At 62.4% G+C, this 19,683-nt stretch carries 16 protein-coding genes and 3 pseudogenes; 10 read left to right on the top strand and 9 right to left on the bottom strand.

All coding sequences use genetic code 11. The features are described 5' to 3' along the window. Positions 1–986, top strand: a 986-nt coding sequence (locus QQM37_RS09375; protein WP_420030151.1) for a hypothetical protein, incomplete at its 5' end; no start/stop codon positions are given. 112 nt (positions 987–1,098) lie between these two features. Continuing rightward, positions 1,099–1,617, top strand: coding sequence for a DUF1003 domain-containing protein (locus QQM37_RS09370; RefSeq protein ID WP_285726830.1), 519 nt, complete (start codon positions 1,099–1,101; stop codon positions 1,615–1,617). 86 nt (positions 1,618–1,703) lie between these two features. Here QQM37_RS09370 and QQM37_RS09365 read toward each other — a convergent pair. After that, positions 1,704–1,862, bottom strand: a pseudogene (locus tag QQM37_RS09365) (Dyp-type peroxidase domain-containing protein); the annotation flags it as partial. A gap of 232 nt (positions 1,863–2,094) precedes the next feature. On the opposite strand from QQM37_RS09365, the gene QQM37_RS09360 reads away from it, so the two are divergent. Next, positions 2,095–2,457 carry a hypothetical protein gene (locus QQM37_RS09360; protein ID WP_285726828.1) on the top strand — a complete coding sequence of 121 codons (363 nt, stop codon included), beginning with the start codon at positions 2,095–2,097 and terminating at the stop codon, positions 2,455–2,457. Between the two features lie 213 nt (positions 2,458–2,670). After that, a complete protein-coding gene (locus QQM37_RS09355; protein ID WP_285726826.1) occupies positions 2,671–4,848 on the top strand; it encodes a sensor histidine kinase in 2,178 nt (725 codons plus the stop codon). 61 nt (positions 4,849–4,909) lie between these two features. Here QQM37_RS09355 and QQM37_RS14430 read toward each other — a convergent pair whose 3' ends face one another. From QQM37_RS14430 to QQM37_RS09345, 3 genes and pseudogenes are all read right to left on the bottom strand, one after another. Then, positions 4,910–5,221: a sortase family protein gene (locus QQM37_RS14430; protein ID WP_337250247.1), complete on the bottom strand. Its 312-nt coding sequence runs from the start codon at positions 5,219–5,221 to the stop codon at positions 4,910–4,912. A gap of 107 nt (positions 5,222–5,328) precedes the next feature. Further along, positions 5,329–5,394, bottom strand: a pseudogene (locus QQM37_RS14425) (hypothetical protein); the annotation flags it as partial. 384 nt (positions 5,395–5,778) lie between these two features. After that, positions 5,779–8,694, bottom strand: coding sequence for a SpaH/EbpB family LPXTG-anchored major pilin (locus QQM37_RS09345; protein WP_285726824.1), 2,916 nt, complete (start codon positions 8,692–8,694; stop codon positions 5,779–5,781). 212 nt (positions 8,695–8,906) lie between these two features. Between QQM37_RS09345 and QQM37_RS09340 the strand changes: the two genes are divergently transcribed. After that, entirely contained in the window at positions 8,907–9,602 is a 696-nt protein-coding gene (locus QQM37_RS09340) for a response regulator transcription factor (protein ID WP_285726822.1), read from the top strand. Positions 9,603–9,763: 161 nt separating this feature from the next. Here QQM37_RS09340 and QQM37_RS09335 read toward each other — a convergent pair whose 3' ends face one another. From QQM37_RS09335 to QQM37_RS09325, 3 genes and pseudogenes are all read right to left on the bottom strand, one after another. Then, positions 9,764–9,886, bottom strand: coding sequence for a hypothetical protein (locus QQM37_RS09335; protein WP_285726820.1), 123 nt, complete (start codon positions 9,884–9,886; stop codon positions 9,764–9,766). A 189-nt stretch (positions 9,887–10,075) separates the two neighbouring features. Then, positions 10,076–10,249 (bottom strand): hypothetical protein, encoded by a 174-nt coding sequence (locus tag QQM37_RS09330; protein WP_285726836.1) that lies wholly within the window; start codon positions 10,247–10,249, stop codon positions 10,076–10,078. 280 nt (positions 10,250–10,529) lie between these two features. Beyond that, positions 10,530–10,616, bottom strand: a pseudogene (locus tag QQM37_RS09325) (hypothetical protein); the annotation flags it as partial. Positions 10,617–10,962: 346 nt separating this feature from the next. Here QQM37_RS09325 and QQM37_RS09320 point away from each other — a divergent pair. Both QQM37_RS09320 and QQM37_RS09315 read left to right on the top strand, forming a co-directional pair. Beyond that, positions 10,963–11,214 carry a VOC family protein gene (locus QQM37_RS09320; protein ID WP_285726818.1) on the top strand — a complete coding sequence of 84 codons (252 nt, stop codon included), beginning with the start codon at positions 10,963–10,965 and terminating at the stop codon, positions 11,212–11,214. Between the two features lie 212 nt (positions 11,215–11,426). Next, entirely contained in the window at positions 11,427–13,082 is a 1,656-nt protein-coding gene (locus QQM37_RS09315) for a thiamine pyrophosphate-binding protein (protein ID WP_285726815.1), read from the top strand. Positions 13,083–13,211: 129 nt separating this feature from the next. Here the strand turns inward: QQM37_RS09315 and QQM37_RS09310 are convergent, their stop codons facing one another. After that, positions 13,212–14,198 (bottom strand): Dyp-type peroxidase, encoded by a 987-nt coding sequence (locus QQM37_RS09310; protein ID WP_285726813.1) that lies wholly within the window; start codon positions 14,196–14,198, stop codon positions 13,212–13,214. A gap of 36 nt (positions 14,199–14,234) precedes the next feature. Beyond that, positions 14,235–14,399: an SPOR domain-containing protein gene (locus tag QQM37_RS09305; protein WP_285726811.1), complete on the bottom strand. Its 165-nt coding sequence runs from the start codon at positions 14,397–14,399 to the stop codon at positions 14,235–14,237. A gap of 209 nt (positions 14,400–14,608) precedes the next feature. Between QQM37_RS09305 and QQM37_RS09300 the strand changes: the two genes are divergently transcribed. The 3 genes from QQM37_RS09300 (at position 14,609) to QQM37_RS09290 (ending at position 19,529) form a co-directional block, all read left to right on the top strand. Then, positions 14,609–15,058 carry a hypothetical protein gene (locus tag QQM37_RS09300; protein ID WP_285726808.1) on the top strand — a complete coding sequence of 150 codons (450 nt, stop codon included), beginning with the start codon at positions 14,609–14,611 and terminating at the stop codon, positions 15,056–15,058. Next, positions 15,048–15,581: an FCD domain-containing protein gene (locus tag QQM37_RS09295; protein WP_285726807.1), complete on the top strand. Its 534-nt coding sequence runs from the start codon at positions 15,048–15,050 to the stop codon at positions 15,579–15,581. The genes QQM37_RS09300 and QQM37_RS09295 overlap by 11 nt, the downstream gene beginning before the upstream one ends. A gap of 282 nt (positions 15,582–15,863) precedes the next feature. Further along, positions 15,864–19,529, top strand: coding sequence for a DUF7507 domain-containing protein (locus QQM37_RS09290; protein ID WP_285726805.1), 3,666 nt, complete (start codon positions 15,864–15,866; stop codon positions 19,527–19,529). Positions 19,530–19,683: the final 154 nt, after the last annotated feature.

Genomic DNA, 19,683 nt, shown 5'->3' with positions numbered 1-19,683 from the left:
CCGGCGGCGGCGTGGCATGGATCGCCGTCGTCGGGGTTGCCTGTGATGACATCCCGGAGGCAAGCCGTCAGTACGTGGGGTACCACGACTACTTCACCGGGCGTCTCGACTATGCAGCTGACGACCACGGGAACACCCCAGCAACAGCGACCCCCATGAACCCTACGGATGCAGCTCACGGCGTGGTGGAACGTAATGGGGACAAAGACGTCTTCGCTCTCACCCTGTCTCAGGCTGGGAGCCTGTCTCTGGATGCCAAACCGGCACTTTACGGGCCGATGCTGGATATCAAGATGACGGTGCAGGACGCGTCGGGGGCCGTGATCGGAACCTACGATCCAGCGCTCGGGCTCGTGGAGGACGATCGCTACGGGGCACAGAGATACCGTTCCCTGACCGGCAATGGTGCGGCGGCGCAGCTCAAGCTTGCGGCGGGGACTTACTACGTCACGATTGAGGGAGTGGGCTACGGCGATCTTTCGAAGGTCACTGCGACTGACACCACGATGGCGGCAGCTGCCTACGGTTCGCTCGGTCAATATTCGCTGGCTTCCACCTTTGTCGCCGACGCGATCCAGCCACCGGCGAACGCGAACGCTGACGCCGGTGCTGCCGCGAACAGTGGAACCGCCGCAAACGCGAACGGTAGCGCTGCGAGCAGTGGTTCCGGGGCGAGCAACGGTTCTGGAACGAACTCCGCTTCTGGGGCGAGCACCTCGAACGGGAGCAGTGCAGCCGCCGCAAACGGAACTGCGGGAGACTCGGCAACAGGTTCGAGCGGTGGGGCCACAATACCTGTTGCCGAGCCGACTCCGACTGTTCCTGAGGTGGCAAGTCAGGGTGAGGTGAACCAGGCGGAGGTGGATCATCTAGCGAACACCGGCAACACCCTGCCTTACGGCCTCCTGGTCGGCGGAGCTGTGCTGATTGCCCTTGGTCTCCTCATCGTGGCCGGATGGAACCGCCGGCGCGAATGGCGTAGCTGACCAGCGGCAGGAGTGACTGACTCAAGGGTGTGGGAAGTCGAGGTTGGTCCCAGGCGCGCTACTCTGCTCACAGAGGCGGGGAGCGCTCGCCGTGAGCCAAGGGACCGGACGCATGACACAGCAGACCGAGAACGCTTCAACCCACACGGCGAGCCCAGGGCAGGGCCCGCGTCCGCATCTGCGCCCCTATCTGCGGCCTAAACGTCTGCTTGCACACAGTGAGCAGACCAGGCTGCATCCTTCGGTCCTCGCGGAGGCGGAGCGCAGGGCATCCAGCCTTCAGCTTCGTATTGCGGATGCGATCACCGCCTTTGCCGGGTCCATGAATTTCGTCTATCTGCACGTGGTGCTCTTTGCCGTATGGATGCTGGTATTCGAACAGAGCCCGTGGCCCACCCTGACGCTGATCGTCTCCCTTGAAGCGATCTTCCTCTCCACCTTCGTCATGATTGGCCAGAACCGTCAGGCCGCTTTCCAACAGGTGAAGGCAGATCACGACTACTTGGCTCAGGAGCAGCTGCTGGTGGAAAACACCAATCTCACCCGGACGATTCACGAACTCACTCGCCAGATCCATGAGCGAGTTCTCGCCGATACGCCGTCGGCTGATGCGGGTCAGTCCTCCATCTGATCGAGGTCGGCGAGCATCGTCGCGGTAGGGGCCAAGAACGTCGTGCCGGTGTGGGGTGTGGAGAAGTCAAGGATCCGGTCGTGGAGTCCCACCGGATTGGCTGTGCCATCGACGAAGCCGAGTAGATCGCGGGAGTCGAAGTAGCGGAAGCCGGAGACCTCATCGACCACCGTCACCGAACTGCCCAGGGTGTTCAGCAGTAACCGTTCACATTCGAAGCACAGATCTTCCCGGTGTGAGCGAATACGGTCTTCACAAGATCATCGATGCCCGCGAGAGCATCCCGTACCGTAGCCGTGGCCCCGGCGGCATCGTTGATTACCACGAGCAGGAAATGGCTGACTTGGTGAGGAGTCCATCAACATTCTGCGAGGCCGTCAAAAGGTCCTTTCCCAGTACTGGCTAACACCTCTGTTCAGTATTGCTCATGGTGGTTATTCCAGGGCACACCCGGGGCAGATGACCTATTCTAAGATGATGCAACAACTTGAACCGACCGTCCGCAGCATTCCTCTGTCGGTTCAGATAGGGGCGCAGATGCGTGGCCTGGTGCGTCTTGGCTTGCTGGAATCCTGTCCCGGGGACGGCACCTACATGCGTTCCGCGAGTAAGCTGGAAGCCGTTCTCCGCAGGCGGGTTGCCGCGGATCTGGAGGAACGGTCCACCCTGCACACTCGCTTCCACCAGACGTTGATGGCGGAGCTGCACCGCGGACTCAAGCCTCATGTGCGCCACGATGGTCTCCAACGGCCAACTGATGAGGACTCTCTGCGTCAGGATCACGAGGCCGTTGTGGAGGCGCTCAAAAACGGGATGCCGAGGCCGGGGGCCACGCGATGAAGCTGGTATCCGGGACAATGCACCAGAACCTGGCGCCGAAGGCATAGCAGGGAAGTGCTGCCGATGATCGGGTCTGTCAGGGGGATGGGTAGCGGGCTTCGATCCATGCTCACTACTGCGGTGACTACGGCCGTGGCCGCTGTGGGGCTGGGGTCGGCAGAAGGGCTCGTTCCGCCATCGCCGGGGTGGGCCACGGAGTCTTTGACACGCTCTATGAGTCGAATAGCGTTGCTGGCCATTGCTGTCTGGCAGGGAGTGATGGTGTGGGCAACGTTCTGCTCGCTGGGAACGGACGGCCTGGTTGAGGCCGTGGCTCAGGCCCTGTTGGGACTTGTGGCGTTGACTGGCATGCGAGTGTATCTCCCGCCGTTGCTCCTGCCGCTCAGCATGACAGCTGTGGCGCTCTGGAGTTTTCTCAGGGTGGGCGATGTTGATTCAACACTGACGTTCGCCACCTGCTGGCAGCTCAATTTCTCGGCGTGCGTGACATCTTTGCTGATCCTGCGACGGTACGTTGTTCTATCAGTCATTGCTGCTGCACTGGTCATTGCAGGTGGCATCTGGGTAGGCCTACCAGAGTGGGGTAGGCAATTCCCGATCTCGATTGTTATCGCCCAGATCTCCATCGTTGTGGCGGTTCGGCTTGGCCTCCGTGCCTTGCTGCGCCAGTCTCTGGAGGCGGATCAGACGGAGAGATCTGCTCACGAGGCGTTGCATCGCTCGGAGCTCGTGACGCGTCGTGGTGTTCAGCTGGCGGAAGAGTCACGGGTGCTCCATGACACTGCCATCAACACACTCGGAGCGATTGCCAATGGGGGAGCTGGGACGGAGAACGCGCTGCGAGTGCAGGAGCAATGTGCGCGCGATGTCGTCTTGTTGCGGACCTTGCGCGAGGCGCGGGCGGCCAGTGCTCCAGTGAGGTTGAGCGACATTTTCCGCCAGCCTGGCCTGCAGATTGAGCGGAAGGGGCTCAGTAGCGATGCTGCGGACAGATTGGCGTTGCCGGACGACGTCGTCCAGGCAATAGTGGGCTGCGTTCGCGAAGCAGTGACCAACGCGACCAAGCACTCTGGCTCAGATCACATTGAGATTGAGTGCGCTGTGCGCGGTGCAAAGCTGACTGTCAGCGTGCGGGACTTCGGGATCGGCATGGGCAAGGGGATTCCTCGCGGACGTGGGGTCGACCAATCGATCCTTGCCCGGGCCAGGGACCACGGTCTTAACGCCGAAATATGGGGAACCGCCGTCCATGGAACAACTGTGCGGCTCTCTGTAGATCTTGGCACCTCAGAGCGCGCCGTCAGCACGATGGCTGGGCAGAATCCACTGGAAATTTCGGGTGCGTTGCGTCAGCGTGCGGCCACTTTTTGGGCTATCGGAGTTACTGCGGTTGCCGTGATCCTTACTCTGGGTGGAAGTGTAGATCAGGATTTTGCACTCTTCAGGATGATCGGTGTCATGGTGATCGTGTGTGTATCAGTCCACCCCGCAGCCCGTCGGTACGTTCGGACTGTTTTGCCTGGTGTTTTGCCGAGTGTGCTGATTGCTGGGACGTGCGTCGTCTGCTATTTCGCTGCGGTGGCCACAGGTTTCGGGACAGTAGGCGGAGCATATTGGCAAGCTCTGGCACCCACCGGGCCATTTGTCCTCTTGCTGGCACTGTACCCGTCACGAGCGGTGCGCGTCGTGGGGACGGTGGCCTGGGGAACATTGGTGGCGGTCATGGTGGTTTTCGTCCTGCCACTCTCGGTGACAGCTGCTCAGATCACTGCCGCTGCGGGCTGCGCTGGCCTGATGTTCTCTGGGATCTGGGTGCTGTTTCAGAGAAGAATGTCTCAGCTCAGCGAGGACGGCTCCCGCGCAGAACAACGTGCGTTTGCCCTCCGCCTGCGGACTGAGCTTGAGAGGGCAGCACAATCAGACCGCCGACGCTGGGAAGAGGCCGGGCTCGATGCGGCAACGCAACTGTTGCAGGAGCTGGCAGAGGGAAGGCGCGGTGCAGGCGACGCTGACACCCGGATGGCCTGCGCCGAAGAGGAACGATATCTGCGTCAGCTCCTGCAGATCAGCCCGACGCTTGTTCATCTGAGCCAGGCGCTGATGTCCGCCGTGGGCCTGGCGCGTGAGCGGGGCATCAACTTCACCTTGCGGCTGGGAACCACCGATGCACCCGATCAGGCCTCGGCACAAGCCGTCGCTGCTGCCATTCGGGACAATATTCAGTCCACTCCAATGCGAGAGAAACTCTCGGCATCGCTCTTCCCGGTGCATGACGGCTTGCAGCTCACGCTCGTTGGCCCGGCGCTGAACCTTCCTCTGGCGTCAACAGCGGTGGCGCGGCATGAGCAGTTGGGAACGGTGGACCTGCTGGAGCTGACCTATACGAGTTAGCGTCGCCGAGCCCGCGGCCAGCGCCGCCGTTCCAGGCCAGCTCGCCAGAGGAACAGGGCAATCACGACGGCTGATCCACCCCACCAGACCATCCACCAGGGAAGCTGAACCTGGACGTCTGCGTGTTCGCAAGGGTATTGCTCGCATCGGGAGTGGGGGTGATGCGCTCGCCGGTCACCAGGATGCGCTGGGTGTTGATCCCCAGGGGGTACAGGTGACGAGCGTGGCCAGGTCGCGACCATCCTGTGGCGCAGCGATGCCGTCTCGGAAGGATCCACACCCGTTTGTCGAAGATTCTGTACGCAAGGACTCGTCCGAACACGGTGATGATGAAGACGTCTCCCGGTGTGAGTTTGTCGAGATCGGTGAACATGAGCGCATCAGCGAGGCCTCGATGCCCCGTGATGACCGTGTGTGTGTGCTTGTTCCGCCCACTGGGAGCGAGGTTCCCTCCAGATGCCCGGCGCCTTCCGACCGGACCTGGTCGCTGGTGCCATGATAGACGGGCAAATCCACGTTGATCGATGGAATCTGGATGCGAGCCATCACACCGGAAGGGGTGACCAGAAGCGAGTTGTAGTCGGCAATCTTCCCGCTGACGGTTCGTTGCCCGGCGGGGACAGTGGCGTTGGCCGTGAGGAGACCACTGAGGCCTGATTGATGCTGGAGAGCCAGCTGGCAGCTGGCGAATACACCAGGGTCGTTACCCCCGCAAAGGCGAGCAGAGAGGTCAGAATAAGGAGAGTTCCGGGCCGCCAGCGACGCCGTCCTGCGAGCCGCCGCATGGGCCGAATGTTATCTGCCGTCATCGTCATCGTTCCTGACCCCGGCCCCTTCGTGACACACAAGTTCGTTAAAAAGTTGGTGCGGGTGGCATCCCCCCAAAATCAGCATCTACGCCACCCGCACCAACGCTTTGTGAACGACGGCTTATGCCGCGTCTACCTCCTCGCGCCTACGCCGACGAGCGGCCACCACCAGCGAACCGCCGGCGGCCAGGATCATGAGTCCGATCCCAGCCGTGGTCAGGAGCACCAGGCCGTCGCCACCCGTTAGGGGCAGCTGAGGAACGCTCTGCTGGGTGTTCGGGATCTGCGCGTACGGCGAAGTCACGCTGCCGTTGGCGCCGGTCTTGACCATCAAGGGAGTGAGGGCTGCGTTGCCTGTGGGTAGCACATAGCCTGCCGGAGCCACGAGTTCCTGCAGCAGGTAGCAGCGCTGCTGGAAGTCGTGACCAGCGACCGTCACGTTCTGGACTGAGCCGTCAGGGTTGACCTGCAGCTGAGTGTCGCCGACCCACAGGCCGGGAATCACGATGCTGCCGTTGATGTCAGAGGTGACGATGTACGGGTTGGACGTGCCGGGTGCGGTCACCTGGGTGAACCCGGTGGTTCCATTGCTTGCGACGCACGCGCCGCTCTGATCCGTGGTGCCCATCCAGGCGGTGAACTGGGCGCCGGAGAGGTTCTCGTTAGGCATACGGGCGTCGACCTTCTTCAGGGTCACGCCGCCCCAGCGGGTCTGGACCGTGTTGGTCGGCGAACCGTCCGGGGTGTTCGACTGCCCCGGGGTCAGGGTGTAGTCGTTCAGGTTGACAAATGCCTGGTTATTGATCGCGCCAATGGCGTTGGCGGTGGCCTTAAAGCCCACGACGACGTTGTGGCCGGCGACGAGCTTGGCGAGACCAGCAGCAGTGAAGGTCACGGTCAACTTCTGGCCGTTCCAGACCGGGGTGAAGTCGGTTCCGCTCGTGAAGGTCACAGTGGTGTTGGTCGCGTCGTTGACCGTGATGGTGGGCAAAGCGGTGACCGGGGTCAGCTTCGCGTCCAGCGTGTCGTTCACCATGAACTTCTGGTAGGTCTGCCCGGTGGCCAGGGCCGGGATCAACTGGGTGACCTGGTAGTCAATAACCGAGCCGAGAGCAGCACCGTTGGTGGGCTGGTTGACCATGTTCTTGACCGGCCCGATGGCCACCGTGTTCCAGGTGATGATCGGATGCTCGACCGTGATGCCCGGCTCGGTCAGGACGTTCTTGAGTGAGCCCGTCACCCCTGACTTCACTGTGACCGTGTACGTGATGGTTGCGGTCGTCGCAGGTGCCAGTGGCTTGGCCGAGTTGGAGGTCCAAGCAATGATTGAGGCACCCATCACATAGCTGAGGGTTCCGCAGGCATTTGCTGCTGGGCTGCAGCTGAGCACCGGTGGGGTGATCAGGGTCGCCTTGCTCAGCACATTCGTCAGGTCATCGGTGAGAGCGCCTGCCGTGCTGGAAACCGTCGTACTCGGATTGGTCGCCGTCACGGTATAGGTGATGGTGTCCCCGGCTTTCACTGCCGTGCCCGCCACCGGGTTCGAGGTCTTGGCGAACTGAAGCGTCGGCTGGGCCGCGTCCACCGTGACCGTCTGCGCGGCGTCATTGATGTTGCTGTGCACCGCAATCGCCGTTCCGGTGGTGTTTGTTCCCTTATAGAGTGATTCAAAGGCCACCAGTGCGTGTCCGGCAAAGCCTGAGGGCACCGTGAAGTTCACGGTCACCGTCCCGCTGGCCGAGGTCGGGGTGAATGTCGTGGAACCGGTCAACCCCGTGCTGGTACCGGTCGCCTTGTCCATCAGCAAGCCAGACAGCGTGTATTGCGTTCCTGGGACGAGGTTCTGATAGGCCACCGAATCGTTTAGTGTGCCACCGCTCCAGATCAGGGTGTGGTCGCCATCGGCCGCATCCACCAGAGTTGTTCCGATGGTCGGTTGTGGTACTGCGGCCCACGATGCGCTCGCCGAGTCGGTAGTGGTTGCGGTGCTCGGCGCTACCAGGATGAGGCTCTGTCCGTGGGAGCCCGCTGTGGGGGTGCCACCGGCCGTCTTGGGTGCCGAAATGACGAGTCCTGTCCCGCTGGCGCCCTGTGCCGAGATGGTCACGGTAACCGACCCTGCAGCGATCGATCCGCGCAGATCGAGGTAAATGACCTGGCCGTCCACTACCGCATTCGCGTTGATCGGGTTACCAGCTGCATCGACGAAGGTGTACACCGGGTTGGCGCTGACGCTTGCTGTTGGCTGGTTCGTGTGGACCACGAAGGGCCCGATCAGAGACCCTGAGGTTTGGGCGCCCGTTGGCCCGGTGATCGATGCCGTAACGGTCAGATCAGCCGGGGTCAGCCCCGTGCTGGCATTTGCCCCATTGACCAGGTACCAATACGCCGTTTGCGAATTCGTAGAACTCCAGTTCCACGCTGTGTCCCAGTTGAGGTCGGTGTACCGCCAGATGGCGTACTGGGTGGCTTCGATCGCGTCGTTCAGCGAGATGTTAGGCACACCCGCCGCTACGCCGAAGCTTGCCAGGCTCATCGCTGGGTAGCTGTGTGCGAGCACCCACAGGACCTTGCCCTGCACCGTAGGGTTGTTGGTGAAGTAGTTCGTACCGAGGAAGGTCGAGGCGCTGCCGACCGTTCCCACGACACTGCGGACAAGACCGACGTTATGTTCGATGCAGTAGGCATAGTAGTCAGGTGTTCCCTGACCGGTGCCGTTCAGGTAGATCGCTTCCGCAGATGTGCCGCCGTAGCCGACCGAGGAACCGATGTAGACGCTGCTACCCGGCACGGCAGTCACGGCTGCTGCGCCGGTCACCGCCAGTGGGGTAGCGACTGCTGCGACTGCGATGAGCAGTGCGCTGAGGAAGCGGGTGGCCCAGGTATGCCTTGCTACAGTGGCCGGACGCTTACCCCGGCCCAGGTGTCGCGCGTGGTAGAGGTGGTCCGAAGTGGCCGTGGCATATTCAGGGGCAGGACCCTGTGGTTGTGGGCGAGCCACCCGTCGAATCAGGCCAAAGCATTTCCACAAACCCACAACAGATCCCCCATATCATCTTTTGTCCATCGAAAATCGAGGTTACGGAAGGGCTCGGATGGAAGTCATGCGAATGGATGAAAAGACCCCCATGCAGGGGTCATCGCCGGGGAGAGTGTGCGGAAGCATGACGGAGCGGGTTTGGTGACTCGTCCGGATGCCGGGCTAATATGAGCCGATGCAGCTGGGGAGCTGTAGCCGGGGGGGCATGAATGAATACTGAACAAGCGGGTGGTTGGCGCGTTGCGGTGGTAGAAGATCATTTTCTTCAACGAACCCGCACCGAGGAACTTTTGACTCAAGCAGGTCGGTTCGACATCATCTTTAGTGGGACGTCTGCTCCAGATTTTGTCGCGTGGTTGCGTTCGGCACCGAAAGAGCGGTGGCCGCATCTGCTCCTGCTGGACTTGATGGTGGAGCGAGCGCCAAGCGTGGATGTGGAGCTGGTCAAGGCGTTCTTGAAGGGCGGACTTCTGATCGTGGTGATCTCTGCCTTCGCCTCCCCGCCGCTCACCCGGAGCATTATCCGTGCTGGAGTCACCGGCGTCGTCGGTAAGCGAGACGCTGAGGAAGATATTCTCGCAGCCATCTACACGGTGCTTCGCGGAGAAGAGTGGATGACTGCGGAAGTCGCTTCCCTCATCGCTGGGGATCCGGATCGGCCAGCGCTCAGCATCCAGGAGGAGCGGGCGCTTGTTCTCTATGCCTCGGGTCTTACTCTAGAGGAGGTGGCCACGGCGATGAACATTGGTCGGGAGACGGCTAAGCAATATCTTGACCGCGTTAAAAAGAAATACGGTGCTGCAGGAATTACCGTTCGGTCCAAGCTGGATTTCGGTCGCATCGCCTGGTCAGGTGGATATGTTGATCTGCATCCCCCGCAGAAATTCGTGTCTCCCGACGCCTAGCGGCACTTTCACGACAGTGAGCTGGCCTAAGAATACTTTTCGGGGGAAAGAAGACCTCCAGGTGAACAGCATGGGCGGGTAACCCGCGAAGTCCACCTGGAGGTCTTTCCCCCCAGCAAAGTGACCAGCACCTCCTGAGGAGGGCTACTGGTCACTCCAGGCTACTTTGCCGTCCCCTGGGCGGAGACGGAGCGCACGGGAAGAATTCTCTTCACCCCAAGACCGAGGGCGATCATGGCGAATGCGGCAAGTCCGAGCCAGAACACATCACCTGCGCCAGTCATGGCGAGCGTTCCTGACCCGATTCCTGCTACTGCGGGAGCTGCCATATTGTTGTACATCGTTTTCTACCACGATTTCTTTTTGTTGAGGGCTGCATCGACATACGCCTTCGCGAAAACCATTTGAAGAAATAGATCGATCACCAGTTCGTACATGAAGGCGGCTGCCAGCATGTATTTCCAACCACGTAATCACATTGTCACCGCACGTTCGATCACGAAAACACCGGTGACGGCGAGCCAGAACGGATGAATGCTGAGCCCGGCCCCCGTCCCCAGTACAATCGCCATCGCTCCGAAGTAGGCCAGCGTGATGAGCATGCCGAAAAGGGACAGCAACTGCCGCCCCCAGCAAGGGCGCGTCACGGCAGTCCAGCCATACTGGAAACAGTTCTCCAGCGCCCCTCGTTTCCATCGCAGCCGCTGAGACCACACGGAGAGTTCTTGCGCGGAAGAGGGCTGCTGTGCCGGTGACCACCAGACATTTCCCGTGGAGGCGGCGAACGTCTCGGGCGTATCTTGCGTATTCGTTGCGTTGCAGGTGCCCCACGAAGCCCCCTCCTGGACCGCCGCGAAAGACGCCGCCCACAGCGCCGGCTTTTTTGTCAGTATTTCTCACCGTCTCCAGGACTTGAGCGCCTTGCCCTCGAGCAATATCAATAGTGTTGTCACTGCAGTTGTCCGCAATGACCATAGTGCAGTGCGGCCGGATTGTCTGTTGTTGGAGTGACATGAGAGTCTGCCCGATCACGTCTTGCTCATTATGGGCGGGAATGAGGGCCAATATGAGCGGCTGCCGAATTATTGTGTTCTGAACCATTCGGAACCCTCCTGGGGCGACACCATGGTGCGTATGAAATGGTGTTTATCATGCGTGCGATCGAGTTAGTCTTCTGCATTCAGCGTGGAATGTCGCCGCGACTCTGGAAGAATCTCGTGTGATATTCAGTCCTCGGCAGCTGGTGCTGATCTTCAATAATTCCCAGAATTTGACCCCAGTATGGGGGACGCGGCGAGGAAGAAGGCCTGAATAAGCGGTAGGCCGTGGATGGCGGGCCAAGGATTTTTACGTCAATCAGGTGGGCTTCAACGCCGACCACGATGAACGGCCCAGTGCGGGCATCCGCTTCGTCCAGCTGACCCCGCCGGGTTCAGCCTGCTCCATCTGCATCGGGGAGGGGCCCAACGATGCTCCGGCTGGCACCGCGCCCAGCCTGCAAATGGAGGTCAGCGACATCGAGGTCCTGGACTGGGGGAGCTTCGTCTATTTCGCTGATCCGGACGGCAATAAATGGGCACCGCAGAACATGCCCAGCAGGCCCAACGGCTGAGCAATCCACGGTGCGTTACGCTCCCTCTCCCCACTGTGTAGCAGAAGTTGCACGGGGAAGCTAAGCTAACTCGCGTCACTGGCGGCCGGTTACACTTACGGTGTCCGGCGATGACACGTCGGTGCTCGAAAAAGGGGCACACCCCCCCGCGATGACGCGGAGGCGAGACATATACGGCCTTCCATACCCGTTCTGACTCGCTGAGGTTCACCATGCCCACTGTCGCCACCCATGTTGCACGTACCCTTGCCGCCCATCTCTGTGAAGTATTCGGCGTCATGGGTAACGGCAACGCCTATTTCCTCGACGCCCTGGAGCGGCATACCGACGCCCGGTTCACCGCGGTCCGCCACGAGCAGGGTGCCGTGGTCGCCGCCGATGCCCACTTCCGTGCCTCGGGCCGGATCGCTGCGGCCACCACCACCTACGGGGCCGGATTCACCAATACTCTGACGGCGCTCGCCGAGTCGGTACAGGCACGGATCCCGCTGATCCTTGTGGTGGGAGACGAGCCCACCTCCGGCCCGCGGCCCTGGGACGTGGACCAGATCGCACTCGCCGCGGCGGTGGGCGCGCGGACATATACCGTCGGCCGGACGGATGCGGCGGCCACCACCGTCATCGCGCTGGAACACGCCCTCAGCTACCGCCTGCCGGTGGTGCTGGCCGTTCCCTACGATGTCGCCACGGTCGATGCCGGCGAGGTCCCGGAGCTTCCGGCCCCGCAGGTCCCCGGCCCGGTGGCACCGCAGGGAGAATTCACCGCGGCAACCATCCAGGAACTCGCCAAGGCCCTGAGCACCGCACAGCGGCCCTTCCTGCTGGCCGGTCGGGGAGCCTGGCTGGCTCAGGCCGGCCCCGCGCTCGGGGCGCTGGCTGAACGGACCGGGGCGCTGACGGCATCGACCGCTCTGGGCCGGGGCCTGTTCCCGGAGACGGAGTATGACCTGGGCGTCACGGGCGGCTTCGGTGCGGAGGGCGCCATGGAGCTGATCCGCCAGGCCGATGTCGCCGTGGTGTTCGGTGCCTCCCTGAATCAGTTCACCATGCGGTTCGGGGAGCTGTTTGCGCCGGGAACCCGCATCTATCAGGTCGATGTGACTCCCACGGCGACGCATCCGCATGTGGGGCGGTTTGTCCGCGGGGACGCCGCTCTGGTGGCGGAGCAGCTGCTCGACGCATTGGGCGATGCAGAGCCTGAAGGTAGCCCGCGATGGCGCAAAGATGTCGACCTAGCGGCGGCCCGGCGCCGGGATCCCGGCCACGACCTCGCTGAGGACGGCCGGCTGGACCCGCGTTCCGCAGCGCGCCGGATCGCCGATCTGCTGCCGGATGAGCGTGTGGTGGTCACCGACGGCGGCCACTTCCTGGGCTGGGCGAACATGTACTGGCCGGTGGCCTCCCCGGAGCGAATGATGATGGTCGGCACCGCGTATCAGGCCATCGGACTCGGCTGGCCCAGTGTCGCAGGGGCGGCCATGGCTCAGCCGGAAGCCGCCATCGTGCTCAGCACCGGCGATGGCGGCGGGCTGATGGCGCTGGCCGACCTGGAGACAGCGGTGCGCACCGCGGCCGGTCGCGGCATTGCCGTGGTCTGGAATGATGCCGCCTACGGCGCTGAAATCAATCTCTATGGCCTCAAGGGGCTGGCCCGCGCGCCCATGCTGATTCCCGAGGTGGACTTTGCGACCCTTGCCTCGGCCGTCGGTGCCGAGGGCGTCACCGTGCGTACTCTGGCCGATCTTGACCGCCTGGAAAGCTGGGCGGCCGAACCGGTGACGAGCCGCAGCTTCCTGCTGCTGGATCTGCGGATCTCCGGCAGCATCATCGCCCCATATCAGGAGGAGATCATCAGGGTGAACTCCTGATACGGCACTGAGTTATCACAACGATGTGAGGAGAGCCATGCCGTTTCACCACTTTGGACATGTCTCCGGTGATCCACGGCTCCAGCCTGCAGCGGGCACCGGTCTGGACCACCCCGAAGAGCTTCCTGATCAGGAGGCGTCCTCCACCTGATCGAGGTCGGCGAGCATCGTCGCGGTAGGGGCGAAGAACGTTGTCCCGGTATGGGCTGTGGAGAAGTCAAGGATCCGGTCGTGGAGCCCCACCGGATCGCCGATGAACATTCGCTCCAGCATTCGTTCCAGGACCCAGAGCCTGCGCGTGTATCCGATGAAATAGGTGCCGTACTCACCACTGCCCGGGCGCCCGAACGGCATATTGTCCCGGAGAATGTCGTGTTCGCCCTGGTCATCGGTAATGGTGGCGAGGGTCTTGTGGGATTTCTGCCCGCTGACGGCGTCCGGGAGCTCCACGCCATCGGCTTTGGTTCGCCCGATCACCTGTTCCTGCTCTTCGGTGGGCAGCGCCTGCCAGCTCGGCAGCGGGTGCAGGTACTTCTGCACCACGACGTAGCTGCCCCCGGCGAACGCCGGATCCTCCTCACCGACCAGAGTCGATTCGGGAAGATTCGGGCCAACCGGATTGGCTGTGCCATCGACGAAGCCGAGTAGATCGCGGGAGTCGAAGTAGCGGAAGCCGGAGACTTCATCGACCACCGTCACCGAACTGCCCAGGGTGTTCAGCAGTAGCCGCTCAAATTCGAAGCACAGATCTTCCCGGTTCGAGCGAATATGGAACAACACGTCCCCGGGGGTGTTCACCGCAGTGTGCTTCTGGCCCTCGATCCGGCGGAAAGGGTGCAGTTCTGCCGGCTGTTCCCGGCCGGTCAGGGAGGTCCAGACCCGGCTTCCGATGCCGACCGTGCAGGAGAGCTGCGCGGACAGATCCCGGAATCCCACAGTTTTGACCAGGTCCTCGATGCCCGCGAGAGCATCCCGTACCGTGGCCGTGGCCCCGGCGGCATCGTTGATCACCGCGACCAGGAAAATGGCCGACTTGGTCAAGAGCCCGTCGACACTTTGAGGAGCCTCCGGGGCTCGATCACCGGAGGGGGAGGGGGACACGTTCTGAGACACCATCAAAGGTCCTTTCCTGACACTGACCGATACCTTTAGTCAGTATTCCTCATTGTCTTCCCACGCGTCGTTGCGTGCCCTCACTTTTTCCAGGGCATGCTCCGCATCTTCCCGGGTGGCGTATGGCCCGATCAGCTGCGTCCAGTCGGAGAGTGCGTCCTCCTCGACCTGGTGCGTCCGGAGGTTATACCAATACTCGGTCACTGCGGTTTCTCCTTCGAGAGTGAGGCCTGAAGGCTGTGGCTGACTGGCCGCGCCACACGGTGGGTCTTGGATGGTCCACCACGGTTGTTCCGGAGCCTAAATGTACTACATTTGGGTTGAGGGAAGGAGTAGCTTCTTCCCTGGATGGGTGGCCGATTCAGTCGCGAGGTGGACATGTTTTTGTTCGGACTTCAGGAGTGGAGGGGAGCATGAGTGAGCACGAGCTCACGCGGACCGAGATGCGCCAGCAGGTCATCGACGAGCTGAACGGGGCCGCTGAGCGGTTCGATGTCGAATGCATCCTCGATGAGGTGATGGCAGATTACGGCCCGATCGGTGTGCGGCAGATTGACCCGCGGGATTTCTGGGAAATAGTGGCCTTCTGCGACTTCAAAACCAAATTGTCCACCACCTTGGCGCTCACTCCCGCTGGCGCCTCCGTGACCTGGCAGGGAGACCTGGCGGTGGTCGAGGTGTCCGGGGCCGCTCATGCTGCGGGTGGGTGGCCACAAGCGGCCGCGCGGGTTGTCATCACGGCGCGCGGAATGACGCCGATCTTTCTGGAAGGTCGGAATATCGGCAGCTGGCATGAGCTCTGGAGAGTGATTGAAGAGGTGGAGTCGGCAGCCGGCGAAAGGTTGTGGGCGCATGCGGGATAGGCGCCTCGACTCAGGTGACGTCGACGACTACGAAGTGGCGGTGCGGGAGCTGGTCAATCTGCATGAGGCTCATCTCACCTTTCACCTCCTGGCAATACGCCTTGCCGCGCTCCGCCGGGATCAATCTGCGCTTGATGCCATGGGGTTGGCGGTGAAGGTATGCCGCGAGGCTGCCGAGCGCGGTGACCTGAAGGCCTGCCGGGAAGCGGCTGTTCGGTTTCGCGACCTGGCGGTGCAGGCCAGTGGAAATTCCGTCCTGATCCGGGGAATCGAGTCTCTTCAGGGTTCCACGATGCGTCTCCTCTTTCCCGCGCAGTGCGCTGTGGCGCTTGCGGTGGCCAATGAGCGGATCTATCAGGCTATTGCGGACCGTGACGCTGAGCGCGCCGAAGCCGTGCTGTCCGCCTTTTTGCAGGAAACCCTGGATCAGCGCCGGGAGGAGATCCTTGCGGGAGATCCGGACTGGATCACCATGAAGTCTGCTCCCGGAGGAGCGGTTTCGGATTATGAAGTTCAAATGTAGGACACTTGTTACACTAATCCTCGACCACCCCATTGGGCATACCCTCCCGTAGGTCCAATGGGGTGGTTCTGTGTGGCGGGTGGGGAGTGACATTTGGGGGCGCTCCCCACCCGCTTTTGGGGGAAGGTTGTCACAATGTCAAATGTCTTGATGTAGGACAATTGACCTGATAGTTTTCACAGGGACTATACCTGACAGATAGAGGAGCTCCCGCCGATGCGGATACCAGCGATTTTCCCCCAAGCGGCTCGAAGGCGGGGCCGGTTTCGGTCAGTGATTGGCATGTTCACCGCATTATCGATTGCGGTGGTGGGCGCTCTGACTCTCGTGGCGCCAGTACAACTCATCTCCGCCGAATCGGCGCAGGCTGCTGGCACAGCGAGCTGTAACTATGCGAAGACTGGCACTGGAACCTTTGCGGACACCCTCTGCTGGCTTGACCTGAGCAACTACAACGCGCAGGCCGCGTCCACCGGCCAGGACCTGACGATGGCGCTCCCCGGCGGGTCGACGATGACGTTCACTCTGACGGTCACGGGCGGCCCGGCGTCGGCCTACGCCTTCCCGACATGGTCCGGTGCCTACCTGGGCAATAACGGGCACTACTCCGGTGTGGCTGGTAAGCCGGCGCTCTACCAGACCTCTGATCACACCACGACGGTGGCCACGCTGAGCAACATTAAGGTCATCGGCCCCACCGGCAAGGAGATCCACGGCTACGCACTGGTCGGTGCCGATGCCGAGTCCACCGATGTCAAGGAATCCATCACCTGGACCTCGGATACGCCCATCAACTCCTTGACGGCCAATGGCACTTCCAACGGGCTGGGCAATGCCTGCGCCGGTGGCTTCACCGGAGTGGGCACGCGGAGCGTTACCTGCACCGGTGCAGGTACGGACGCCAAGACCGGCACTGCCATCCTGGCCGCCACGGCACCGACCACCTTCACCCAGACCATGGTCGGTGGAGGTCGTGAAGGTATCGCGTTCGGCGTACTTGTCTCCCAGCTGCAGATCAACAAGAAGCTGGTCAATCGTTTCACCGGGGACAATGTTCAGATCCAGGTGGGAGTCCAGGATCCCGACGGCACCCAATTCATGTCTGCCCAGACCGGCCCCACCGGAACCACCGCCACCGCAGGGCCGGAAAAGGTGGTGGTGGCTGGTGATGGCACCCCCTTCACGTTCGGTGAATCGGCTCTGTCCGGCAACCTCGATAACTATGACGCCTCCTGGTCCTGTACGCGGAACGGACAGCAGGACTCCACGCTACCCAGCGGTGAGGTGGGCACCAGCGCCACCGTCAACGTCCACGTGGGGGATGCGATCAACTGCACCGTCACCAACTCGGCCAAGCCCACCGGTATTTCACTGGTCAAAAAGGCCGGCACCCCGCAGGATGCCAACGGGGACGGCCTCACCGATGCCGGTGACACCATTGGCTATACCTTCGCGGTGACCAATACCGGGAAGACCGCTCTCAACCCAGTGACGATCAGCGACGCCAAAGCGGGATCAGTGTCCTGCCCGGCAGGAAACCTCGCTCCCGGGGACTCGGAGACCTGCACCGCTGACAAGCCCTATACCATCACCAGCTCCGATCAATCCGCGGGGAAGGTCAACAATACGGCCACAGCTACCGGGACCGTCGCCGGCACCCAGTCGACGGTCACCTCACAGCCCTCCAGCACGTCTACCCCTGTACAGGCACCCGCCCCGGGGATCTCCATGGTGAAGTCCGCTTCGCCATCGGACGCGGCAGCGTACAAGGTCGGTCAGACGATCACGTACAGCTTTGTCGTCACGGATACCGGCAATGTGCCACTGAACGGCGTGCACATCGATGAAAGTTCCTTTTCCGGAACCGGCACCATGTCCGCACTCCAGTGCCCGAGCTCGCCGCTGAACCTGGCACCGCAGCAGCAGGTCACCTGCACCACCACCTATCAGCTCACCCAGGCGGACATCGATGCCGGCAAGGTCACCAACACGGCCTCCGCCACCGGCACCCCGCCGGGTGGCGCGCCGGTGACCTCCAAGCCGTCCAGTGCGGCGGTTCCCGTGCAACCCCAGCCCGGCATCAGCCTGCTCAAGTCGGCATCGCCAGCACAGGCAGGCAAGGCTGGTGACACCGTGACCTACACCTTCCATGTCACGAACACGGGCAATGTCACCCTCAAGAACCCAACCGTGAAGGAAACAGCCTTCTCCGGTACGGGGGCGGCACCGCAGGTCAGCTGCCCGGCGGTCTCGCTGGAGCCCGGCCAGAGCGCCGACTGCAACGCGAGCTATGTGCTGACCCAGGCGGACGTCGATGCCGGCCAGGTCACCAATACCGCCACCGCCTCGGCAACACCGCCGAGCGGCACGGCCCCAACCTCTGCGCCATCGAGCGCTAAGGTCACTATCGATCCGGCCCCGGCCCTGGCGCTGAAGAAGTCTGCGGACCCCGCTACCGTGAGTACGCCAGGGGAGCAGGTGACCTATCACTTCGTGGCGAGCAATACCGGTAATGTCACGCTGCAGAATCTCTCCATCGCGGAGGGTGCGTTCAGCGGTACCGGCACGATGAGCGCCATCAGCTGCCCGGCTACCACCGTTGCGCCAGGCCAGTCGGTCGATTGCACGGCCAGTTATGCCGTCACTCAGGCGGATATCGACGCCGGAAATATCACCAACTCGGCCACGGCCTCCGCCACTCCGCCAGGATCCAGCGATCCGGTCTCCTCGCCGCGCAGTGACGCCAAGGTCACCGCGAAGCAGAACCCTGCGCTGTCGTTGAAGAAGTCGGCCGATCCTGCCACGGTGAGCACCGTGGGGCAGCAGGTGACCTATACCTTCGTCATCACCAACACCGGAAACGTGACGCTCACCGATCCCACGGTGACCGAAACCGCCTTCAGTGGCACTGGCTCCGCTCCGCAGGCTGGTTGCCCCCGCGGGGCTGTGGCTCCCGGTGATTCGGTCACCTGCTACGCCACCTACCAGGTGACACAGGCTGATATCGATGCCGGTACGGTGACCAACACTGCGACGGCCAGTGCTGATCCGCCGAACGGCGCACCCCGCCCCACCTCGGATCCCTCGAGCGCGCAGGTCAGTGCCGCTCCTGCCCCGGCTCTGTCTCTGGTCAAGTCGGCCTCCCCGGACACCATTGGTGCCGCGGGCGAGGTTGTCACCTATCACTTCCTGCTCAGCAACACCGGGAACGTGACACTCCACGACCTGACGGTGCAGGAGGGCTCGTTCAGCGGAACAGGAGCTCTTTCGCCGGTGAGCTGTGAGAAGACCACGCTGGAGGTGGGGGCTCAGGCGACCTGCACGGCAACGTACACCGTGACGCAGGCCGATGCCGATGCTGGCGCGGTGAGCAATACGGCCACGGCCAACGGCACGCCACCCGCCACAGCAGCGAATCCCTCGCCCGCACCGGTGTCCTCGGCGCCATCGGCCGCCACGGTGAAGATTCCGGCCAAGCCCGGGTTGTCCCTGGTGAAAACCGCGGACGCCACGCAGGCCAGTGAGGTGGGCCAGGTGATTCACTACCAGTTTGTGCTGCGCAACACCGGCAACGTGACGCTCACGAAGCCGGGGGTGCAGGAGGGCAGCTTCAGCGGACATGGACAGCTCAGCCCCGTGGAATGCCCGCAGACCGCGGCTCTGGAGCCGGGGCAGCAGCTGAGTTGCACAGCCAGCTACACGGTGCAGTCCGGCGATCTGACCGGTCAGCCACTGAGTAACACCGCCACGGCTCATGGCAAGGCGCCTGGTGGTCAGGACGTGAGTTCAGATCCGGCGTCGGTCAGTATCCCCAGCGAGGGATCCAGCCCGGCACTGCCGGACACTGGTCTGAACCTGGAGCTACTGGCGGGGCTGACGGGATTGGGTCTGCTCAGTCTGCTCTGCGGCATCGTGCTGGTACAGCACCGCCGTAAGAGGCGAGTCTGAGATGACTGGGGGTCGTGGCAGTGGGCCACGACCCCCAGTCGTGCCATCCCTGGTGAAACTCCAGTGTTGCGAAGAATGTCCTTCCCAGAAGGCGCTCAGCTGAGATTGAGAGCGTTTAATGTAGTACATTTAACTAGATTTGCCTTCTTCTTCG

Source organism: Psychromicrobium xiongbiense (genome assembly GCF_030271165.1).
Lineage (GTDB): Bacteria > Actinomycetota > Actinomycetes > Actinomycetales > Micrococcaceae > Renibacterium > Renibacterium xiongbiense.
This window is presented reverse-complemented; position numbering and strand designations above follow the sequence as displayed.